Origin of the sequence: Gilliamella sp. B3892, from assembly GCF_026536305.1 — a bacterium.
GTDB lineage: Bacteria > Pseudomonadota > Gammaproteobacteria > Enterobacterales > Orbaceae > Gilliamella.
Genome location: NZ_JAFNOK010000001.1, coordinates 502214 through 522493, shown reverse-complemented (window position 1 = coordinate 522493; position 20280 = coordinate 502214). Strand labels below are relative to the sequence as shown.

Here is a 20280-nt window from a genome sequence, read left to right as displayed (position 1 = left end):
TAAGGAATCGAAATGAATACCAAGTTACAACTTAAAGTTATATTTTTCTTTCAATTTTTCATCTGGGGGAGCTGGTTAATTACTTTAGGCTCTTATATGATGCGTAAATTGGAATTTACCGGCATTGAAGTTGGCTCTGTATATGGGACTATGGGAATTGCCTCATTATTTATGCCAAGTTTACTCGGCATAGTAGCCGACCGCTGGATCCCGGCTAACCGCCTTTATGTTTTATGCCACTTAATCGGCGCGATAACACTATTTTTAGCTGCTTCAATCACTTCACCATTTTTAATGATGATTGTGATGCTTATTCACTGCTTAGCATTTATGCCAACTATCGCTATTTCAAATTCGATTTCTTACTCTTGTTTAGAATCTCAAGGACTGGATGTTATTACACAATTTCCGGGTATAAGAATTTATGGAACAATTGGCTTTATTGTCGCCATGTGGTTAGTTAGCTTCTTACAATTAGAATTGAGCAACATGCAACTTTATATTGCTGCCGGCAGCTCTATTTTACTTAGCCTTTACTCATTAACATTGCCTTTAATCCAAACCACCAAAAATGAGACCAAAGAAAAATCATTATTAAGTTCTTTGGGGCTAGATGCTTTTGTATTATTTAAACAACCTAAAATGGCGATCTTTTTTCTGTTCGCCGTACTCCTTGGTGGCATTTTACAAATAACCAATACTTTCGGTAATCCATTTTTACACGATTTTGAGAAGATCCCTGAATATGCTGATAGTTTAGTGGTCAAGTATCCTTCAGTACTGCTCTCTATTTCGCAAATTTCTGAAGTGGTATTTATCTTATTTGTCCCGTTTTTTATGAAACGTTTAGGCATTAAATATGTGATGCTAATTAGTATGTTAGCTTGGGTTGCACGATTTGGCTTATTTGCCTATGGTGATCCGTCGCCATTTGGCTTTATTTTATTGCTTTTATCGATGATAGTTTATGGTTGTGCTTTCGATTTTTATAATATTTCTGGCTCAATGTATGTTGAAAAAACCGTTTCAACCAGTATCCGTAATAGTGCGCAAGGCTTATTTATGACCATGACCAATGGTTTAGGCGCTTATTTAGGTTCGATGATTAGTGGTATTGTTGTTGACCGTTTTACGTCAAGTGAAAATATCATCGATTGGCATAATGTGTGGTTAGTATTTGCTGGCTATTCTTTAGTTTTAGCCATTATATTTATGTTAATATTTAAAAATGACAGTGCAGAGCAAAAAACCGCTTAAGCTGCCAATTAATATAGTGAGGTAAGCCTAAAAACTTACTTCTGCTTATACAGCGTTAGCCATTTCATTGTTAAACCAATGTAACAAAAAAAATGGCTAGCTAATGTATAAAATATTGAGATACAACTAAACTTAGTACCAATATGCTGGCAGCAATCATGATTGTTGCCAGCTCTCAAAAAAACCAACCTGCTTCACAAAAATAGCGTTAAGTCACACAAAATGTATGGAAAAGATACCCCATATCAAGGTAAAATATCACAAGATTGCAATTAGCGATTAATCGTGACAAAAGCCACTTAGTTAGTACTTAATTTTCACTATTCTAAGTACTTAAGAAGTTTACTTAAATAGATAAATACTCGATGAATAAGCAAATAGATCCTAAAGTCATACTCCACGAACATGTCGAAGGTAGCATTACCCCTTTTATGGCTAAAAAATTAGCCGATAAAAATCATCTCCCTTTTCCCCAATCTTTATGTTATCAACCCGGCCAATACGATAAAAATGAATATAAAAATGGTCGCTATCAATATGATGAAACTGATTTTGTTCAATTTATTCAAACCTACGACACTGTTTCAAATTTCGTCAAAACGCCCGAAGATTACTACCTCATTACTTATGATTTTCTAAGCAGAAATGCTAAACAAGGTTTAATATACTGCGAACTGTTTTTGTCACCCTATCATATCTGCGCAACGCACACCGATAATCAAGTCATTTGGGATCAACAAAGATTTCATCAAACACTAAAACAAATGGATAAGGCGATTATTGATGTTCAAAAAGAACATAATATTACTGTCAGATACCATGTAATTGGCGTACGTCATCTAGGTGTTGATGTGGTGTACGATACACTGCAATTTATTGAAAATAATCCTCATCCATTTATTACCGGATTTAATATCGCTGGTAATGAGAAAGCCGGCCATTTTGATGATTTTGAAAAGGCTCATCAACTTGCGTCTAAATTGAATTTAAAAAAATCTTATCATGCTGGTGAGATTGATTGTGCTGAAAGTATTATTCAAGCGCTTAAACATGGTGCAGACCGAATCGGGCATGGTATTCGTGCCATTGAAAATCAAAAACTCATTGATGAGTTAGTCAGCAAAAAAATCACACTCGAAATCGCCCTTACCAGTAACCGAATTTTAGTCAATGAATTACATGGTGATATCCACAATCATCCGGTACGACAACTTTATGATAAAGGCGTGCCTATTACCTTAAATACTGATGATGCCGGCATTTTTGGTACTGATATTGAAAAAGAGTACCATTTGGCGCAATCGATTTTTAACTTTACTCGACTGGAATTACTCGATATTACGCTATGCGGTATCGATGCCGCTTTTGTTGAAGATGCGGAAAAAATGCGATTAACCGATTTAGCGCTGTCATTTTTTACCGAAAATGATAAGCATTGTTTACAATTGGCAATCAACAATCATCAATATCACCCTGCCATAATTGAGCGATTTATCAAATATCAAAATAGATTATTAGTACTTGTTAATGAATAACAATATTGCGAAAAGGAGATGTACATGACCAAAAACAAATTAACTTTAACCTTACTAACACTATTCGTTTCTGGCGCTCTCCATGCCGCAACGGTTGATTTAAGAATTATTGAAACAACCGATCTGCACGGCAACATGATGAATTATGATTATTTTAAAGACCAATCTATTGATACCTTTGGATTAGCTAAAACCGCTAATTTGATTCATCAAGCTCGAAATGAAGTAAAAAACAGCGTATTGGTTGATAACGGTGATTTAATTCAAGGCAGTCCTATGGCTGATTATGCAGTCAAAAAAGGACTGAAAGACGGCGAGATACACCCAGTTTATAAAGCGATGAACACGCTGGATTATGTTGTTGGAAACATTGGTAATCACGAGTTTAATTTCGGCTTAGATTTTTTACAAAAAAGCCTAGCCGGCGCTAAATTCCCTTATATTAACGCCAATGTCTATGATGCCAAAACCGGTAAACCGTTTTTTAAACAATATATCATTATCCCAACGCCTGTTATTGACAGAGACGGGAATAAACATACCGTCAACATTGGATATATTGGCTTTGTTCCGCCCCAAATTATGCAATGGGATAAGTTAAATTTAGAAGGTAAAGTCGAGGTTAAAGATATTACCGAAACGGCTAAAAAATTAGTTCCTGAAATGAAAAAACAAGGTGCTGATGTCATTATCGCCATTCCACATTCCGGCGTTTCGTCTGAACCTTATAAAGCCTTAGCTGAAAACTCTGTATACTATTTAAGCCAAGTTGAAGGCATCAATGCAATTATGTTCGGTCATGCTCATGGCGTTTTCCCAAGCGAGGATTTTAGCTCACTGCCAAATACCGACATTAAAACAGGCAATATTAACAATGTGCCGGCAGTAATGCCCGGACAATGGGGCAGCCATTTAGGGGTCGTTGATTTAGTGCTTGAAGGTGATCAAGCAAAATGGCAAGTCACGGCTGGTCAATCTCAAGCTCGTCCAATTTATGATGTCAAAACTAAACAAGCGCTGGTCGATGTTGATACAACAATTATCAATGCACTTAAAGAAGATCATCAAGGTACCCGTGAATTTGTCGGCAAACCGATTGGTAAAGTATCAACTGATATCAATAGCTATCTAGCTTTAGTTGAAGATACCTCAGCGCTACAAATTATTAGTGATGCGCAGATTGCTTATGTAAAACAGTTTATTCAAGGTGATCCGGATCTGGATAATCTCCCTGTTTTATCTGCTATTGCACCGTTTAAAGCTGGTGGGCGAAAAAACGATCCAACTGCCTTTGTGGATGTTAAAAAAGGCGATCTGACGTTTAGAAATGCCGCTGATATTTATCTCTATCCTAATTTATTGTCAGCGGTAAAAATTACCGGCCAAGAGGTGAAAGAGTGGCTTGAGTGTTCAGCCGGCGTTTATAATCAAATTGATACTGAATCGACCAAACCACAATACTTAATAAATTGGGATCATTTCAGAACTTATAATTTCGATACGATCGATGGCGTTAGTTACGAAATCGACATTACTAAACCCGCTCGTTATGACGGTAATTGTCAGTTAATTAATGCCGATTCTGAGCGAATCAAAAACTTGACTTATAAGCAAAAACCGATTGATCCTAAACAAGCATTTTTGATTGCGACCAATAATTATCGAGCCTATACCGGTGCATTCCCGGGCACTGGCGGTAAAAATGTTAAATTTAATTCACCTGATGACTTAAGAGTTATTCTTTCTGCTTATATTAGCAACACCACCAAAAAAGACGGGGTGGTTAATGTGACAGTTGATAATAATTGGCGAATTTCTCCAATAAAGAGTAAAACCAAATTGGATATTCGTTTCGAGTCGTCCCCAACTGATGAAGCTAAAGCCTTTATTGAAAAAAATTCACTGTATAAAATTAATTATCTGGAAAAAGATAAATTAGGTTTTGGGGTATACCAATTAGACTTGCAATCAGCGGTTAGTCATCAACCAAAAAATAAATAGCACAATTTAAGATTCAAAGGATTATTACTATGCAAATTGAAAAACTGATTGAACTGGCTAAAACCGCACGTTCTAAAGCTTATGTGCCCTACTCTAAGTTTCAAGTAGGCGCTGTACTGATTACTGAAGATGATGAAGCTATTTTAGGTTGTAATATTGAGAATGCTTCATACGGATTAGCTAACTGTGCTGAGCGTACAGCGATTTTTAAAGCGGTTTCAGAAGGTAAGCGTAAGTTTAAAAAACTGGTGGTTATAGGTGACACGGAGGGACCAATTTCACCTTGTGGCGCATGTCGTCAAGTAATTAGTGAATTTTGCGCCAAAGATATGCCGGTTATTTTGACTAATATGCAGGGCAAAATACAAGAAACAACGGTCGGCGAATTATTACCTTGGTCTTTTTCACCGAGTGATTTAGATTAGTTTTTACCAAACAAGACACTACGATATTTAAGGTTTTAGCGATTACCTGTGTTTATTGTCGTTGCTACTATTAAGCCGATGTTTTTCGGCTTATCCAAAGTAATTAACACGTTATATAAGCCAAACAAATAGCTAATTAGTTTTATTGTTATAAAGAGAGAATATTAATGAGATTTGTAGATATTATTGAAAAAAAACGTGATGGTAACCCTCTTACTACTGAAGAGATCCAATTTTTCATCACCAATTATACCAACGGTACCATTCCCGATTATCAAGTCAGTGCCTTACTTATGGCTATCTACTATCAAGGTATGACATCAAAAGAGTGTGCAGACCTTACCAGTGCAATGATGTATTCTGGTGAAACTGTTGATCTATCTTCAATCAAAGGTATCAAAGTTGATAAACATTCAACTGGAGGCGTTGGCGATACTACCACTTTAGTACTTGCCCCATTAGTTGCTGCATTAGGTGTACCGGTAGCGAAAATGTCGGGACGAGGCCTTGGTCATACCGGCGGTACAAATGATAAATTTGAATCGATTGCAGGATTCCAAATTGAATTAGGTAAACAAGAATTTATTAATCAAGTTAATGAAAAAGGTGTAGCTGTTATTGGACAATCAGGTAACTTAACTCCAGCAGATAAAAAGCTTTATTCATTACGTGATGTGACAGCAACTGTTAACTCTATTCCACTCATTGCCAGCTCCATTATGAGTAAAAAACTAGCCGCAGGCGCTGATGCCATTGTGCTAGATGTTAAAACCGGTGACGGCGCACTTATGAAGAGCATGGAGGATTCAGAAAAATTAGCCCGTGAAATGGTCAGCATCGGTAACCAAATTGGTCGTAGAACTATGGCAATCATTTCCGATATGTCACAACCTTTAGGATTTGCTATTGGTAATGCTTTAGAAGTTAAAGAAGCAATTGATACCTTAAAAGGACAAGGCCCAGCAGATTTAACGGAGTTAGTGTTAACACTAGGTAGTCAAATGGTTGTGCTTGCCGATAAAGCGAAAACGTTAGATGAAGCCAGAGAAAAACTTCAAGCTGTGATCCAAAACGGTCAAGCGATTGAAAAATTTAAAACCTTGATTGAAGCACAAGGTGGCGACAGTTCTGTGGTTGATCACCCTGAAAAATTAGCTAGTGCACCATACCAAATTGCTTTACCGGCACTAAAATCCGGGTATGTTTCACGTATTATTGCCGATCAAATCGGTATTGCAGCTATGCAATTAGGTGCCGGACGTGCCACTAAGGATGATGTTATCGATCCTGCTGTTGGCATTGTGTTACATAAAAAAGTGGGAGATAAAGTTGAACAAGGCGAGGCGTTACTCACTATCCACGCTAACACAGATGAACTTGATGCAATTAAACAAAAATTGTATGACAACATTACAATCAGTGATAGCGCTAAAGAACCACAATTAATTTATAAAATAATAACTGAATAATCATTTTATAAAAGGATTTAGGAACACTACCATGAATGGTTTAAAATTAAATAAAAAATTATCACTACTGTTTATCTTAGGGCTTTTTTCAGTCAATGCGATTGCAGCTGTAGCAACCAAACAATCAATCGCCCCTACTTGGGAAAAAAACAAGCCTTACTCGTTTACAATTTTGCATACTAACGATCACCATGGTCGTTTTTGGCAAAATGATATTGGCGAATATGGGCTTGCTGCTCAAAAAACAGTAGTGGATGAAATTCGAAAAGAGGTAACCACCAAAGGGGGCAAGTTATTGCTGCTATCCGGTGGTGACATTAATACTGGTGTTCCTGAATCAGATGTGCTTCAAGCTAAACCTGATTTTATTGGCATGAATGAAATTGGTTATGATGCCATGGCAGTGGGTAATCATGAATTTGATCACCCTTTATCGATTATTCGTGAGCAACAAAAATGGGCACATTTCCCTTTTTTATCAGCCAATACTTACTTTAAAGGCACAAACAATCGTGTGTTTGATGCCTATAAAATGTTTGACTTAAATGGTATTAAAGTGGCAGTTTTTGGTTTAACCACTGATGATACGATTTACTTAGCGTCTCCTAAAAATACCGACGGTGTTGAATTTCGCCAAACGTTACCCGAGGCGCAAAAAATTATCGCTCAGATCAAAAAAACTGAACGGCCGGATATGATTATTGCCGTAACCCATATGGGACACTTTGAAAATGGTGAACACGGCACAATGGCTCCGGGTGATGTTGAATTAGCCAGAGGCTTAGAAACCGGCGATCTTGATATGATTGTTGGCGGACATTCTCAAAATCCTGTTTGTATGGCAAGTAGCAATAAACGTATTACCGAATATGTTCCGGGCACACCATGTTCACCGGATCAACAAAATGGTACATGGATTGTGCAAGCGCATGAGTGGGGTAGATATGTCGGCCGAGCAGATTTTGTCTTTTTAAACGGCAAAATTACATTACAAAATTATCAACTCATACCAATTAATTTAAAAAAAGAAGTCGATAATGGCAACGACACGAAAAAGCTTGAGTACTATACTAAGCAGATAGCGCAAGATGAACAGCTATTTGAAAAACTAAAACCTTATCAAGAACAAGGTAAACAACAGTTATTAGTTAAAAGTGGCGAGTTAATTGGTCGACTCGAAGGCGAGCGCAGTGTGGTTCGATATCAACAAAGCAATCTAGGACAGTTATTACTTAGCGCTTTTATTGAAAAAACACATGCTGATGTTGGCATTATGGCTGGCGGTATGATTCGTGATTCACTCATTGAAGGTGACATAACTTATCGTGATATCTTGAAAGTTGAGCCGTTTGGTAATAGTGTGGTCTATTTCGAACTAACAGGAAGTGAATTAATTGATTACTTGAAAGTGGCGTTGAGCAAAAAACAGGGATCAGGCGGTTTTACCCACTTAAAAAATATTACCTTAACGCGTTCAGGCAATAATATAGAAGAGGTAAAAATCAATAATGAGCCGATTGACTTGCAGAAAATGTATCGGGTTGCAACATTAGATTTTCTAGCAGCAGGTGGTGATGGTTATCCGATCATGAATAAACTACCAACGTTTGTTGATACCGGTTATCGTGAGGCTGATGCGGTGCGTCAATATTTTGAAGAACATTCGCCAATTAATGCAGCCGATTACGAGCCAACACAATTTATTATTGATAAATAAATTTTTAGATTTAACAATCCTTGATAGTCAAACTTGTAGATAGGTTGTTGGTTGATTTTACCCAATAACTAACATGGCTGATTGCTATCAAGGATTGAACATTAACAAGATTTTAATATACTTGCTTTGTGCACTGAGGTAATTATGCAAATGAATGAATTTCAACAAAACTGTTATGATATTGTCACCGACCCCAATTTATCACCTAAACAAAAAGCCAATTTACTGGCATTAGCGGCGGAAAATAATTTACCTTATGTCAATCTTGATAGTCAGACGCAAACAGCATTAAACGAACGAATAATCTGTGATATGTACGAAGGCCATGCGCCTTACAAACCTCGTTATGTCCTGCCGGATTATGCAAAATTTCTTAAACAAGGGTCTGAGTATTTAGAACTTGAGCCGGCCAAAAACTTTGATGATGCAATAAATATGCTGACCATTGCTTATCATCATGTACCGTCTGTCACCGGTATGCCCGTTTATCTGGGTTGTTTAGATCAAGTATTACTCCCTTATGTGGGTGATTTAACCGAAGATGAACTTTATCAGCGATTAAGACATTTCTGGATAATGTTAGATCGTAATTTGCCCGATGCCTTTATGCATGCAAATATTGGTCCTTATGATAATATCATCTGCCGTTTGATCTTAAGAATTGATCGAGAACTTAAACAAGTTGCGCCTAATTTAACTTTTATTTATGACGAAGATATCACGCCGGAAGCATTATTATCCGTTGCGATTGAAAACATTTGTGAAACGGCTAAACCACATATAGCCAATAATAAGATGATCAAAAAAGATTTTGATGAGAAAGGCTATGGCGTTGTCAGCTGTTATAACTCTCTACCAATTGCCGGAGGGGGCAGTACCCTTTCAAGAATTAACTTAAAAGAAGTTGCGCAACGCAGTAAAAATATTGAGGACTTTTTACAAAATAGTTTACCTTTGTACTGCCAATTACAGCTAAACTTAATCAAAGCCCGTTCAGCATTTTTGTTTGAAAAATCGAACTTCTTTCAAAATAGTTTCTTAATCAAAGAAGGACTGATTGATGCTAACCGATTTGCGCCAATGTTTGGCATTTACGCCATGGCAGAAGCAGTTAATATTCTTCAGGAAAAATCGGGCCTTAGCGGTCGCTATGGTCAGGATGAAGATGCCAATGAATTAGCGACCACAGTTTCAAAACAGCTTGCTGATTTTGTCGAGACTCATGATATTAAATACGCATGGAAAGGCAAAGCGATGCTCCATGCCCAATCCGGTATTAGTACTGATAGGGGCGCCACACCGGGATTACGTATTCCTTATGGCCATGAGCCAGATCCGGTTACTCATATCATGGCGCTTTTTAAACATCACCATTACTATACCTCTGGCATTAGTGATATTTTAACGATCGACGAAACGATTAAAAATAATCCTTCAGCGTTATTACAGATTTGTAAAGCAGCATTTAAGTTTGGTTTTCGTGAATTTACTGCCAATATCAGTGGTAACGATCTTGTTCGGGTAACAGGCTACATGGTGAGATTATCTGATATTAAAAAATATAAAGAAGAAGGTTCCCGTATCAATACCACGTTTTTAGGTAGCGAGGCTGCACAAGATACAGTAAATAACAGTTATTTATGCCGCACACCACGGGTTATAAGTCATGAACAAGTCATGGGCAATCGTTAATAAACTTTTACCCTTTTCATGTGTTGACGGGCCAGGAAACCGATTAGTTATATTTTTACAAGGATGCAATTTTAAATGCTTAAATTGCCACAATCCCTATACCATATCATTTTGTCGGGATTGTGGCGATTGTGTGACTGCATGTCCACACCAAGCGCTAACATTCAGTAATAATAAAGTTATCTGGCAAAGCTCCGCTTGCCAACAATGCGATACTTGTATAAATACTTGTTTATACCATTCAACGCCGATGACTTATCGTTACAGTGTTGAAGAGATTTTAATCATCATTCGCAAGTATCTGCCCTTTTTAAATGGCATAACCCTCAGTGGTGGTGAAGCAACGCTACAATTACCCTTTATTGAAAAGCTCTTCACAGCGATTAAACAAGCCAATGATTTAAAACACCTTAGCTGTTTTGTTGACAGTAATGGCTATCTTCCCCAACTGGGCTGGCAAAAAATAGCCAATGTCATGGACGGCGCCATGATTGATCTTAAAGCATGGGATAATCAAGTACATGTTGCTTTAACCGGTAGAGATAATGTAAGAGTTAAACAGTCGATTGAATATCTTGCAAAAATCAATAAATTGTACGAAGTTCGATTTCTTATCATTCCCAAACACACCGACTTACAGGACAATGCCAAACATTTAGCCAATTTTTTAAAGCAGTTCGATGCAAATATAAAAATTAGAATTAATGCATTTCATAATCATGGTGTTAGCGATGTAGCCAAAACATGGCAAAGCGCATCAAAACAGCATATCGAAAATTTTGCTATGGAGTTAAAACAATTTGGTCTAGAAAATATTGTTTTGCCAGCGGTTTATTTATCATAATAGCGTTTTTTTAATGAGTATTTGCCTAATAAACCATTAACAGACTTATTATAAAAATTCCAAAATAATGGCTTAAATTTTTTACCCCATGAGATTATTGAAATAAAAATGAGCAGGTTGAAAACCTGCTCATTTGATTAACAGCAAAATCAAAGATTAAGATAAATCATTAATATCTGTTTTGATTTTTTAAAAAATAGCTAATTGTATATCAACGTTAATATTTAACACATAAGGTATATGCTATATCTGGTTCAACAATAATATTACCTTCTACCATCCCTACACTGTAATATCGATAATTACCAAAAACATCTTTTACCGATGATGGTTCACTGGTAAAGTAGAAATCATAATTGATTAAACTTCTTAAATTTGGCGCACCAGACATCATATCTCGCCCAATATAATCAAGTGGTGAATAAAAGTAGACTTTACCCCATTCTGGCAATAATCCTTCACCGATTGCTCTTTTATATCCATTATTTTTTACATAATAGTTATCATTATTTGTTGGAACGGTAGCAAAAGGAGAATTTGATAACTCAGCTCGTATTGGTAATCTATCATTATTATTTTGACAATATGTATTTGCGCTTTGCCAATTGCCCACCAAGTTATTTGTAAAATATAACCAATGTTTTATAGAGAAAGTGTAATAAAACTGTGCTAACGTTCGATTATTGGTAACTAATATTACAAATTTATCATCTTTAGCTGGTACATTTTCGGTAAATTTAAATTCACTTTTAGAATCAGCGTTTGAAGCACGAGAAGTACTAATTAGTGAATTATTCGGATTTTTAACCAAGGTATAACTATAATCTGAAATTGGATTTACCGGCACAATTCTAAAACGTGCATCCGGGAAACCATATGTTGGGAAGTAATTGCCGTTTTGATCTTTAGCGGTGGCCTTAAAACCTTTATGCATAGTAAATTGGTCTACGTTATAAGGAACATCAAGATCTATCGTATCAGCACCATAAGGAGCATAGTTATCCCCTTCATCCCATCCATTATGCATAATCAGAGCCAATACACCAGGCCTAATATAACAGATACCATCATCAGCACTGACTTGAAATGTTTTAGAGACTTCTCTTGGTTCTGACTGGTTAGGATCACCGTACTGGGTTTTAGCAATAAATTGAACTGTTATTTTTAGCGATAATTTAGCATTAGCCGTAGATGAAGTGCACACATCACTACCCAGCGGTGCGGTGGAATCAGAAGGAATAACATTATTATTTTGGTCTCGCCATTCTGCATTGATATTTTGTATGATAAAACTATCGACAGCAGCAAGTTTATCGCCATCCACATCATCGATATCACTATCATTTAATTTTGAAGTATCGATACTAAATGAATAAAGACTCGGTGAACTACTGTAGGCAACAGAGATCTTATCATCAGCACCCGGTGAGACAATCGCCGGATCAAGGCCGTCAATTTGTAGTTGGAATTGAATTCCGTTTAAAACTTTTGTATCAGCACTAGGAAGCACATCAGGTGGATTACCGTGAATATATTGCTCAGTAGTGGCGGCAACAGATAATCCCGCAAAAGAGCTATGGCAAAAAAAAACTAAAAAAGAACAGACGGCAATATTTAATATTAATTGCATCGAATAAAATTTTTTCGAAACAGAGATATCACTATTCATGCTAATTCCTCTACTCATAAACTTCTCCGTAAGTTGGAATAAGATTATTGACTTGAAGCTTTAGTGAACAACACAATTTTCAAGGGATTAATAAAAATTGTTACCGATTACATTTATAATTTGTTAAAAATAGCTTATAAGCAATTAAACTATGACAAACTCGCTAAATTTCATCCATATAAAGGCTTGATTTTATTGAATATTTTCAACAACCGTTAGGTCGTGTTAAAACAGTGTAATATTCCAGTGTTGTAAAAAACTAATTTAAGAATATCAAAAATAAGGCGTGCTAAATAAAAAAGATTAGGTTGAGTTGGTTTAACTAAAATCACCAACTTTTTATAGTATATAATAATATGAGTAATATGGAATAGTTAAATAGAGATTTATTCAAATTTTATTGGATTAATATAAATATTGGTTAATAAAACCGCCAATAAACTAGACAAGATTATTTAACGGGCTTTATTTTTAATCATCACATTGTTAGTTAGCAATTTTGTTCAAATATTATCAAATTCACGCTGAACCATAAGGCGGTTAATACCGCCCTGTGGTTTTATAGAGTAAATTTTAGCGTCTTTATTTTCCTTTTCTAAAGGCCGCAGCAAAAGCATTACCCATTGCACTATTTGTCATCGACGTAGATTGTGCGCTTTTGGTATTGTTAGCCGATTTGTTCATTTTAGGTTTAACCCCTTCAGATTTTGACGCTGTTGGATCATCAAGTCGCATCGATAAAGCAATACGTTTGCGGGCAATATCGACTTCAATCACTTTCACTTTAACAATATCACCGGCTTTGACAACTGTTCTTGGATCATCAACAAATTTATCCGATAGCGCCGAGATATGAACTAAACCGTCTTGATGTACGCCAATATCAACAAATGCACCAAAGTTTGTGACATTGGTGACAGCGCCTTCCATAATCATACCAATTTTTAAATCTTCCATGGTTTGAATATCATCGGCAAACTGAGCTGTCTTAAATTCAGGTCGTGGATCGCGACCCGGTTTATCAAGCTCTTTAATAATATCGGTGACGGTCGGTACACCAAAATGGTCATCGACATAATCAATAGCATTTAAAGATTTAAGGTAATGAGTATCGCCCAGAATCTCTTTTAAAGATTTATGGTTTTTTTCTAAAATTCGCTCAACCACCGGGTAGGCCTCAGGGTGAACAGCTGATGCATCAAGAGGATTCTTACCGTCCATAATTCGCAAGAAACCGGCACATTGTTCAAACGCTTTAGGACCTAATCGGGAAACTTTTAATAGCTGTTTACGATCGTCAAATTGACCATTTTCATCACGCCATTGAACAATATTTTGCGAAATGACTTTATTTAATCCGGCAATACGTGCAAGTAACATAACCGATGCCGTATTCAAATTCACCCCAACAGCATTAACACAATCTTCGACCACTGCATCAAGTTTTTTCGCTAATTGAGTTTGACTAACATCATGTTGATACTGCCCTACGCCGATAGATTTTGGATCAATTTTAACCAGTTCAGCAAGTGGGTCTTGTAAACGACGAGCAATCGATACTGCACCACGAAGCGATACATCCAGATCAGGAAACTCTTGCGCAGCAAGTTCGGATGCAGAATAAACCGAAGCGCCAGCTTCACTGACTATGACTTTTTGCCCTTTGACTTCAGGGTATTTTTTTTGCACATCAAGATAAAAGCGTTCTGTTTCGCGCGATGCAGTACCATTACCTATTGCCACTAATTCTACTTGATATTTGATACAGAGCGCTGCAACAACCATTGCGGCTTTATCCGCTTGTCCGGTATGAGGATAGATAGTTTCAGTGGTAATTAATTTACCGGTTGCATCAACAACCGCAATTTTCACCCCGGTACGCAGTCCCGGATCCATACCCATGGTCACTTTCATACCCGCTGGTGCCGCCATTAACATATCATGTAAATTGGCAGCAAAGACATTGATAGCTTCTTCCTCAGCATTTTCACGTAAGGTAGTCATTAATTCTGTTTCCATGTGCATCAAAATTTTAATACGCCATGTCCAGTTTATGACAGCTTTACGCCATTTATCTGCTGGTTGATCATTGAAATGGATCCCTAAATGCTCAGTAATAATTTGTTCGCAGTAGCTCTCTTTTGGCGTTTCTTCAAATTGCGGATCGGCATTAAGTGAAAGTTGTAAAAAGCCTTCATTACGCCCTCTAAACATCGCTAAAGCACGATGAGAAGGCACTTTTGAAATCAATTCACTTTGGGCAAAATAGTCACGGAATTTTGCCCCTTCTTCTTCTTTACCAGCGACGACTTGTGAAACCAAATGTGCATTATTCCATAGATAATGCCGCACTTTAGCAAGCAGCGCTGCATCTTCGGCAAAGCGTTCCATAAGAATATAACGAGCACCGTCTAAGGCCGCTTTTGTGTCAGCGATTCCTTTATCCGTATTCAAAAAGTTTACCGCTTCACTATCAGGATCAAGTGACGGATTTTCCCATAAAGTATTTGCTAAAGGTTCAAGTCCTGCTTCAATTGCAATTTGCCCACGTGTTCGGCGTTTAGGCTTATAAGGTAAATAAAGATCTTCAAGTTCAGTTTTACTCAGTGTTTGGGTAATTTTTTGACTCAGTTCTGGGGTGAGTTTTCCTTGTTCATCAATTGACTTTAATATTGTTTGTTTACGATCTTCAAGCTCTCGCAAATAACCTAACCGACTGTCTAAAGTACGTAATTGGGTATCATCTAACCCACCGGTTACTTCTTTACGATAACGTGCAATAAAAGGAACAGTGCTTCCCTCATCTAATAATTGAATGGCTGATAAAACTTGTTCTGGTTTTACAGTCAGTTCACCCGCTATAATATGACTTATTTGATTATTTATCATGGTATCTCTATTTATTTTGTCGATTAACGGAATGTAATCTTATTATGCAAAAAGCTAATTATATAACAAGAGAGGGCTACTTGGCACTCGATCGTGAATTGAAATATTTATGGAAAGAAGAAAGACCGCGTGTTACTCAAGCTGTTTCTGATGCGGCAGCACTAGGCGATCGTAGCGAAAATGCCGAATATATTTATGGAAAACGACGATTACGTGAAATTGACAGACGAGTAAGATTTTTAACTAAGCGTTTAGAGATATTGACTATTGTCGATCCGGATCCAAGACAAGAAGGCAAAGTCTTTTTTGGTGCATGGGTAAAGTTGGAAGATGAATCGGGTAACACGCAAATTTACCGTATTGTGGGAGCCGATGAATTTGATCCTAAAAAAAATTGGATTTCAATTAATAGTCCTGTTGCCAGAGCGTTAATTGGTCATAAAGTTGATGATGAAATATCAGTAATGACACCTAATGGCAAAGCTTATTTTTTTATTTTAGAAATTAGCTATACTCAAATAATTTAATATATTAACCATTTAATCGATGAAAATTAGGGATAAGTTTTAGACGATCTTGCTAGTTAGTTATTCAATTATTCATAGACGTATTACCTACTGCCTATAAATTAAAATGAATTCGGTTTACAATTAAGATCATCTTTACTCATCACTTTATTTATTATGAGCGCTGTCAGTCAACTATTTATCTATCCTATTAAATCGTTATCTGGTATACCAATGAACCAGTCGGAGACCGTTGAGGGCGGATTTAACTTCGATCGTATATTGATGATTAGTGAACCTGACGGAACATTTATTACTGCAAGACAATTTCCTGAGCTTTTAAAACTAAAAACAGCTATTGTTAATAACAATATCGTTGTTTCAACACCGTACGATGAATCAATCACGATTAATTTCGATGAATTTTCTAAAAGCAATGAACCAACAGAAGTTTGGGGTAACCATTTCACTTCACATATAGCACCAATTAGTGTAAATCAATTTTTTAGCCAATTGCTACACAAAGATGTACAACTTCGTTGGGTTGGGCGACAATTATCACGCAGAACCAAACGCTATCAAGATGTGCCAGTAAGTTTTGCTGACGGCTACCCTTATCTATTATTAAATGAAGCATCTTTTAATTATCTTCAAAAGCAGTGTCCGGAAAAATTAGATATTCGCCAATTTCGGGCAAATATCATTATCAAAGACGCACTACCTTTTGCCGAAGACGGCTGGAAAACGATCAAAATTGGCGAAGTGATTTTTGATATTGTAAAGCCCTGCACTCGCTGTGTGTTAACTACGATCAATGTCAATTCCGCTAAACCGCTTGCCAACAATGAGCCGCTTAATACTTTGCGTTATTTTCGATCTGATGATCAAGGGCAGATCGATTTTGGTATGAATATGATTGCTCGAAATCAGGGTACTGTATCGATTGGTGATAAAATTGAGGTACTTGAACGCCAACCAGCTAAAAACTATATTAAAAACTTTCCTAAAGAATCAATAAAAGACTATCAACCTTGTACAATTACTTTCCAAGATAAAAAAATTAAAGGTAATAATCAGCAAACAATTTTAGAACAACTTGAACAACATAATATTTCAATTCCTAACTCTTGTCGGGCTGGTGTATGTGGTCGTTGCTCAGTATTATTAACAAAAGGGAATGTAAAACCTTTAACTCAATCAGCGATTAAACAAAATAAACATATTTTAGCCTGTAGTTGTGTTCCAAAAGGTGATATCACTATAGAATAGAAAAATAATGATATGAATGCTCAATCCATAGTCGGTTGGATGTTTACTCAACATTTAGACTTGTGGGAAGCTGGAAGGGATTATTTACAAAAAGCAGCAGATCAAGGTCTTATTGATGCAAAAATAGGTTTACAGCTAACGTCGGATAAAAATCCTTTTATCATGTATTAAACAATAAAAGATAAGTTTTAGAGGGTAAATGGGTAGTAAACTACCCATTTTAAACTAGGTTAATTAAGAAATAGCTTTTAATTTAAACTGCTCATCATCCAAAGCTATGGCGTTTTCTGTTTTTATGAATGACTTAGCTAAAGCTAATCTATCATTCATCACCTTAATTGCTTCTGAAAAATAGAAGGTTTTGTTCATAGCAATGAACGTAGGTTGCGCTATAATGCAAAGCGATGCGCTTTCACCAGCTTCAACAACCAATAAACATACTCGCTGACCTGATTCTTGCAAGTTTACTTCAACAATATCAGCAACTTTCGGATTATACAGCATAGGTTGCTGAGAAAAATACCAACTCTTAGGCATTTGTGGTTTTAAAAAATTTGAAGCTACGATTGCATTGATTGATAATTCAATTTTTTGAGAGTCACTTAAAGCTAAAGATTGGCAACTATCATAAAATAGATAATAAGCCGTAGCATCACCTACCGAAAACGAAAATTCAGTAAAAACGTCGGGTATCAACATTTTACTGGAATAGCAGGAACGGAATAACATATCTGACGAAACTTCAAGCATCAAGCTATCATATTCGCTATCAAAAAACCAACGCCAACTATCTGTTGGTCGAAAAGTCATTTTCATTGACATGTTTCCCTGTTAAGTTGCATTAAAATTAGGCAAAAGATAACATAAATATTAAAAAAAATAAATATAAAATTAAAATAAAAAAATTTTAATTATTTAATTTATAAAAGTTTTAATTAAATTTTAACAGGATCCAAATGATCTAAGTTGGATCTAAAATTGGATCTTGGATCCAACTTAGATCATTCTTTTTTATACTTAAACACCTATATTTTCTGAAAGTTCTTGACAAGCATTTTTAGACATAAAAAAGGCGCCATTAAGCGCCTTATACAGTGAAAAGTAAATTAATTAACTTGCAACATTAATACGTTTCATATCAGTCATATAGCTACGTAATTTGCGCCCGATGATCTCAATTGGATGGTTGCGAATCTCATCATTAACATCACGTAATAAGGCATTATCTACGCTGCCTTCCGGGATCGCTTTACCTAAATCACCAGCTTGTAAAAGTGGCATGAATTTTTCTTTCAATAACGGCACGGCTGCATTTGAAAATAGGTAGTTACCATATTCAGCAGTGTCTGAGATTACCACATTCATTTCGTATAAACGTTTACGGGCAATGGTATTTGCGATCAATGGTAACTCATGTAATGATTCATAATAAGCCGATTCTGGTAAGATACCGGATTCAAGCATAGTTTCAAAAGCAAGTTCTACACCAGCCTTAACCATTGCGACCATAACAACACCTTGATCAAAATAAGCTTGTTCATCAATTTTACCTTGATATTCAGCGGCTTTTTCAAATGCGGTTTCCCCAGTTTCTTTACGCCATTTTAATAGATTTGCATCATCATTAGCCCAGTCTTTCATCATAGTTGATGAAAATTCGCCTGAAATAATATCATCCATATGTTTACGATAAAGATCGGTCATTACAATTTTTAATTCTTTAGCCAAGACATTGGCACGTAACTTAGCAGGATTAGATAAACGATCCATCATTAGCGTGATGCCACCTTGTTTTAATGCTTCAGTTATTGTTTCCCAGCCAAATTGTAATAATTTACATGCATAAGCTGGATCAACACCTTCAGCAACAAGCTTATCAAAGCAAAGTAAAGATCCGGTTTGCAACATTCCACAAAGTATGGTTTGTTCACCCATTAGATCTGATTTAACTTCAGCAACAAAAGAAGATTGTAAAACACCAGCACGATGCCCACCGGTTGCCGCAGCCCAAGCTTTGGCGATCGCTAAACCTTCACCTTTTGGATCATTTTCCGGATGCACAGCGATCAAAGTTGGTACGCCAAAGCCACGTTTATACTCTTCACGGACTTCAGTTCCCGGGCATTTTGGTGCCACCATAACAACCGTAATATCAGAACGAATTTTTTCGCCCACTTCGACAATATTAAAACCATGCGAATAGCCTAATGCGGCACCTTGTTTCATAAGTAGTTGTACCGCTTGTACCACAGCTGAATGTTGTTTATCCGGTGTTAAATTGATAACCAGATCAGCTGTTGGGATTAACTCTTCATAACTGCCAACTTTAAAACCATTCTCGGTCGCTTTTTTCCAAGATGCTCGTTTTTCAGCAATTGCTTCTTTACGTAAAGCATAAGAGATGTCTAATCCCGAATCACGCATGTTAAGCCCTTGATTCAGACCTTGCGCACCACAACCAACAATAACAATTTTTTTGCCTTTTAAAAAATCAGCTTCTGATGCAAATTCATCACGAGCCATAAAACGGCATTGACCTAATTGATCTAATTTTTCACGTAAATTTAAGGTATTAAAATAGTTTGACATTATACTCTCCATGAGTTGAATAACAGGTAATCGATTTTTTTACACTATATAGTAAATTTATAATTGCGAAAATTGATATATTTAGAATATTATGTTGCATAAGTTGCAATATACTTGCTAAGTTAAATACTTTCTTTTACTCTAAGCCACCCAAAATGAATAGGCCAAAACTTAAATATGGATACACGTTATAAGCAAGCAAATAAAGAAGCAAAACTTTCATTGCTATTAACTATTTTCTATCTTATTGCATGGAGTGTTGGCGCTTACTGCGTTAAGGATAAAATGGGCTTATTAGGTCTGCCATTATGGTTTGAATTATCGTGTATATTGGCACCTGTTGGTTTTATTTTATTGTGCTTTATTATTGTAAAATCTCAATTTAAAAATATCTCTCTGGAACAAACTAAGTGATTAA

At 36.3% G+C, this 20280-nt stretch carries 15 protein-coding genes and 1 pseudogene; 12 read left to right on the top strand and 4 right to left on the bottom strand.

Translation table 11 applies throughout. From position 1 onward, the window contains the following. The first annotated feature begins 12 nt into the window (after positions 1 to 12). From J3U74_RS02295 to J3U74_RS02260, 8 genes are all read left to right on the top strand, one after another. Positions 13 to 1257, top strand: coding sequence for a nucleoside permease (locus J3U74_RS02295; RefSeq protein ID WP_220217736.1), 1245 nt, complete (start codon positions 13 to 15; stop codon positions 1255 to 1257). Positions 1258 to 1622: 365 nt separating this feature from the next. Next, positions 1623 to 2792, top strand: a complete 1170-nt coding sequence (gene add, locus J3U74_RS02290) for an adenosine deaminase (RefSeq protein ID WP_267329833.1) — start codon at positions 1623 to 1625, stop codon at positions 2790 to 2792. 24 nt (positions 2793 to 2816) lie between these two features. Next, positions 2817 to 4793 (top strand): bifunctional 2',3'-cyclic-nucleotide 2'-phosphodiesterase/3'-nucleotidase, encoded by a 1977-nt coding sequence (locus J3U74_RS02285; RefSeq protein WP_267329832.1) that lies wholly within the window; start codon positions 2817 to 2819, stop codon positions 4791 to 4793. Positions 4794 to 4822: 29 nt separating this feature from the next. Beyond that, positions 4823 to 5218, top strand: a complete 396-nt coding sequence (locus tag J3U74_RS02280; protein ID WP_267329831.1) for a cytidine deaminase — start codon at positions 4823 to 4825, stop codon at positions 5216 to 5218. Between the two features lie 167 nt (positions 5219 to 5385). Further along, positions 5386 to 6687, top strand: coding sequence for a pyrimidine-nucleoside phosphorylase (locus J3U74_RS02275; protein ID WP_267329830.1), 1302 nt, complete (start codon positions 5386 to 5388; stop codon positions 6685 to 6687). 31 nt (positions 6688 to 6718) lie between these two features. After that, positions 6719 to 8404, top strand: coding sequence for a bifunctional UDP-sugar hydrolase/5'-nucleotidase UshA (ushA, locus tag J3U74_RS02270; RefSeq protein WP_267329829.1), 1686 nt, complete (start codon positions 6719 to 6721; stop codon positions 8402 to 8404). Between the two features lie 144 nt (positions 8405 to 8548). Beyond that, entirely contained in the window at positions 8549 to 10096 is a 1548-nt protein-coding gene (locus J3U74_RS02265) for a YjjI family glycine radical enzyme (RefSeq protein ID WP_416379793.1), read from the top strand. Next, entirely contained in the window at positions 10071 to 10940 is an 870-nt protein-coding gene (locus J3U74_RS02260; protein ID WP_267329827.1) for a YjjW family glycine radical enzyme activase, read from the top strand. Before J3U74_RS02265 ends, J3U74_RS02260 begins: the two co-directional genes overlap by 26 nt. 217 nt (positions 10941 to 11157) lie before the next feature. Here the strand turns inward: J3U74_RS02260 and J3U74_RS02255 are convergent, their stop codons facing one another. Further along, complete coding sequence (locus tag J3U74_RS02255) at positions 11158 to 12627, bottom strand: hypothetical protein (protein ID WP_267329826.1); 1470 nt, start codon at positions 12625 to 12627, stop codon at positions 11158 to 11160. A gap of 702 nt (positions 12628 to 13329) precedes the next feature. After that, positions 13330 to 15498: pseudogene (locus tag J3U74_RS02250) on the bottom strand (Tex family protein); the annotation flags it as partial. A gap of 44 nt (positions 15499 to 15542) precedes the next feature. Here J3U74_RS02250 and greB point away from each other — a divergent pair. From greB to J3U74_RS02235, 3 genes are all read left to right on the top strand, one after another. After that, positions 15543 to 16025, top strand: a complete 483-nt coding sequence (gene greB, locus J3U74_RS02245) for a transcription elongation factor GreB (RefSeq protein WP_220217746.1) — start codon at positions 15543 to 15545, stop codon at positions 16023 to 16025. 156 nt (positions 16026 to 16181) lie between these two features. After that, on the top strand, positions 16182 to 17273 hold the full coding sequence (locus J3U74_RS02240) for a YcbX family protein (RefSeq protein ID WP_267329824.1): 1092 nt from the start codon (positions 16182 to 16184) through the stop codon (positions 17271 to 17273). Positions 17274 to 17285: 12 nt separating this feature from the next. Continuing rightward, entirely contained in the window at positions 17286 to 17444 is a 159-nt protein-coding gene (locus J3U74_RS02235) for a hypothetical protein (RefSeq protein WP_267329823.1), read from the top strand. A 63-nt stretch (positions 17445 to 17507) separates the two neighbouring features. Here J3U74_RS02235 and J3U74_RS02230 read toward each other — a convergent pair whose 3' ends face one another. Beyond that, positions 17508 to 18089 carry a cell division protein ZapC gene (locus tag J3U74_RS02230; RefSeq protein ID WP_220217749.1) on the bottom strand — a complete coding sequence of 194 codons (582 nt, stop codon included), beginning with the start codon at positions 18087 to 18089 and terminating at the stop codon, positions 17508 to 17510. A 294-nt stretch (positions 18090 to 18383) separates the two neighbouring features. Further along, entirely contained in the window at positions 18384 to 19862 is a 1479-nt protein-coding gene (gene ilvC / locus J3U74_RS02225; RefSeq protein ID WP_267329822.1) for a ketol-acid reductoisomerase, read from the bottom strand. A 177-nt stretch (positions 19863 to 20039) separates the two neighbouring features. On the opposite strand from ilvC, the gene J3U74_RS02220 reads away from it, so the two are divergent. Next, positions 20040 to 20276, top strand: a complete 237-nt coding sequence (locus tag J3U74_RS02220) for a YhdT family protein (RefSeq protein ID WP_220217751.1) — start codon at positions 20040 to 20042, stop codon at positions 20274 to 20276. The last annotated feature ends 4 nt before the right edge of the window (positions 20277 to 20280 follow it).

Bases quoted from the DNA above. Each gene is read 5' to 3' on its own strand.
- J3U74_RS02275 (WP_267329830.1), top strand. From the start codon at position 5,386: ATGAGATTTGTAGATATTATTGAAAAAAAACGTGATGGTAACCCTCTT.
- J3U74_RS02220 (WP_220217751.1), top strand. From the start codon at position 20,040: ATGGATACACGTTATAAGCAAGCAAATAAAGAAGCAAAACTTTCATTG.
- J3U74_RS02240 (WP_267329824.1), top strand. From the start codon at position 16,182: ATGAGCGCTGTCAGTCAACTATTTATCTATCCTATTAAATCGTTATCT.
- ilvC (WP_267329822.1), bottom strand. From the start codon at position 19,862: ATGTCAAACTATTTTAATACCTTAAATTTACGTGAAAAATTAGATCAA.
- add (WP_267329833.1), top strand. From the start codon at position 1,623: ATGAATAAGCAAATAGATCCTAAAGTCATACTCCACGAACATGTCGAA.
- J3U74_RS02295 (WP_220217736.1), top strand. From the start codon at position 13: ATGAATACCAAGTTACAACTTAAAGTTATATTTTTCTTTCAATTTTTC.
- J3U74_RS02230 (WP_220217749.1), bottom strand. From the start codon at position 18,089: ATGAAAATGACTTTTCGACCAACAGATAGTTGGCGTTGGTTTTTTGAT.
- greB (WP_220217746.1), top strand. From the start codon at position 15,543: ATGCAAAAAGCTAATTATATAACAAGAGAGGGCTACTTGGCACTCGAT.
- J3U74_RS02235 (WP_267329823.1), top strand. From the start codon at position 17,286: ATGAATGCTCAATCCATAGTCGGTTGGATGTTTACTCAACATTTAGAC.
- J3U74_RS02265 (WP_416379793.1), top strand. From the start codon at position 8,549: ATGCAAATGAATGAATTTCAACAAAACTGTTATGATATTGTCACCGAC.
- J3U74_RS02285 (WP_267329832.1), top strand. From the start codon at position 2,817: ATGACCAAAAACAAATTAACTTTAACCTTACTAACACTATTCGTTTCT.
- J3U74_RS02255 (WP_267329826.1), bottom strand. From the start codon at position 12,627: ATGAGTAGAGGAATTAGCATGAATAGTGATATCTCTGTTTCGAAAAAA.
- ushA (WP_267329829.1), top strand. From the start codon at position 6,719: ATGAATGGTTTAAAATTAAATAAAAAATTATCACTACTGTTTATCTTA.
- J3U74_RS02280 (WP_267329831.1), top strand. From the start codon at position 4,823: ATGCAAATTGAAAAACTGATTGAACTGGCTAAAACCGCACGTTCTAAA.
- J3U74_RS02260 (WP_267329827.1), top strand. From the start codon at position 10,071: ATGAACAAGTCATGGGCAATCGTTAATAAACTTTTACCCTTTTCATGT.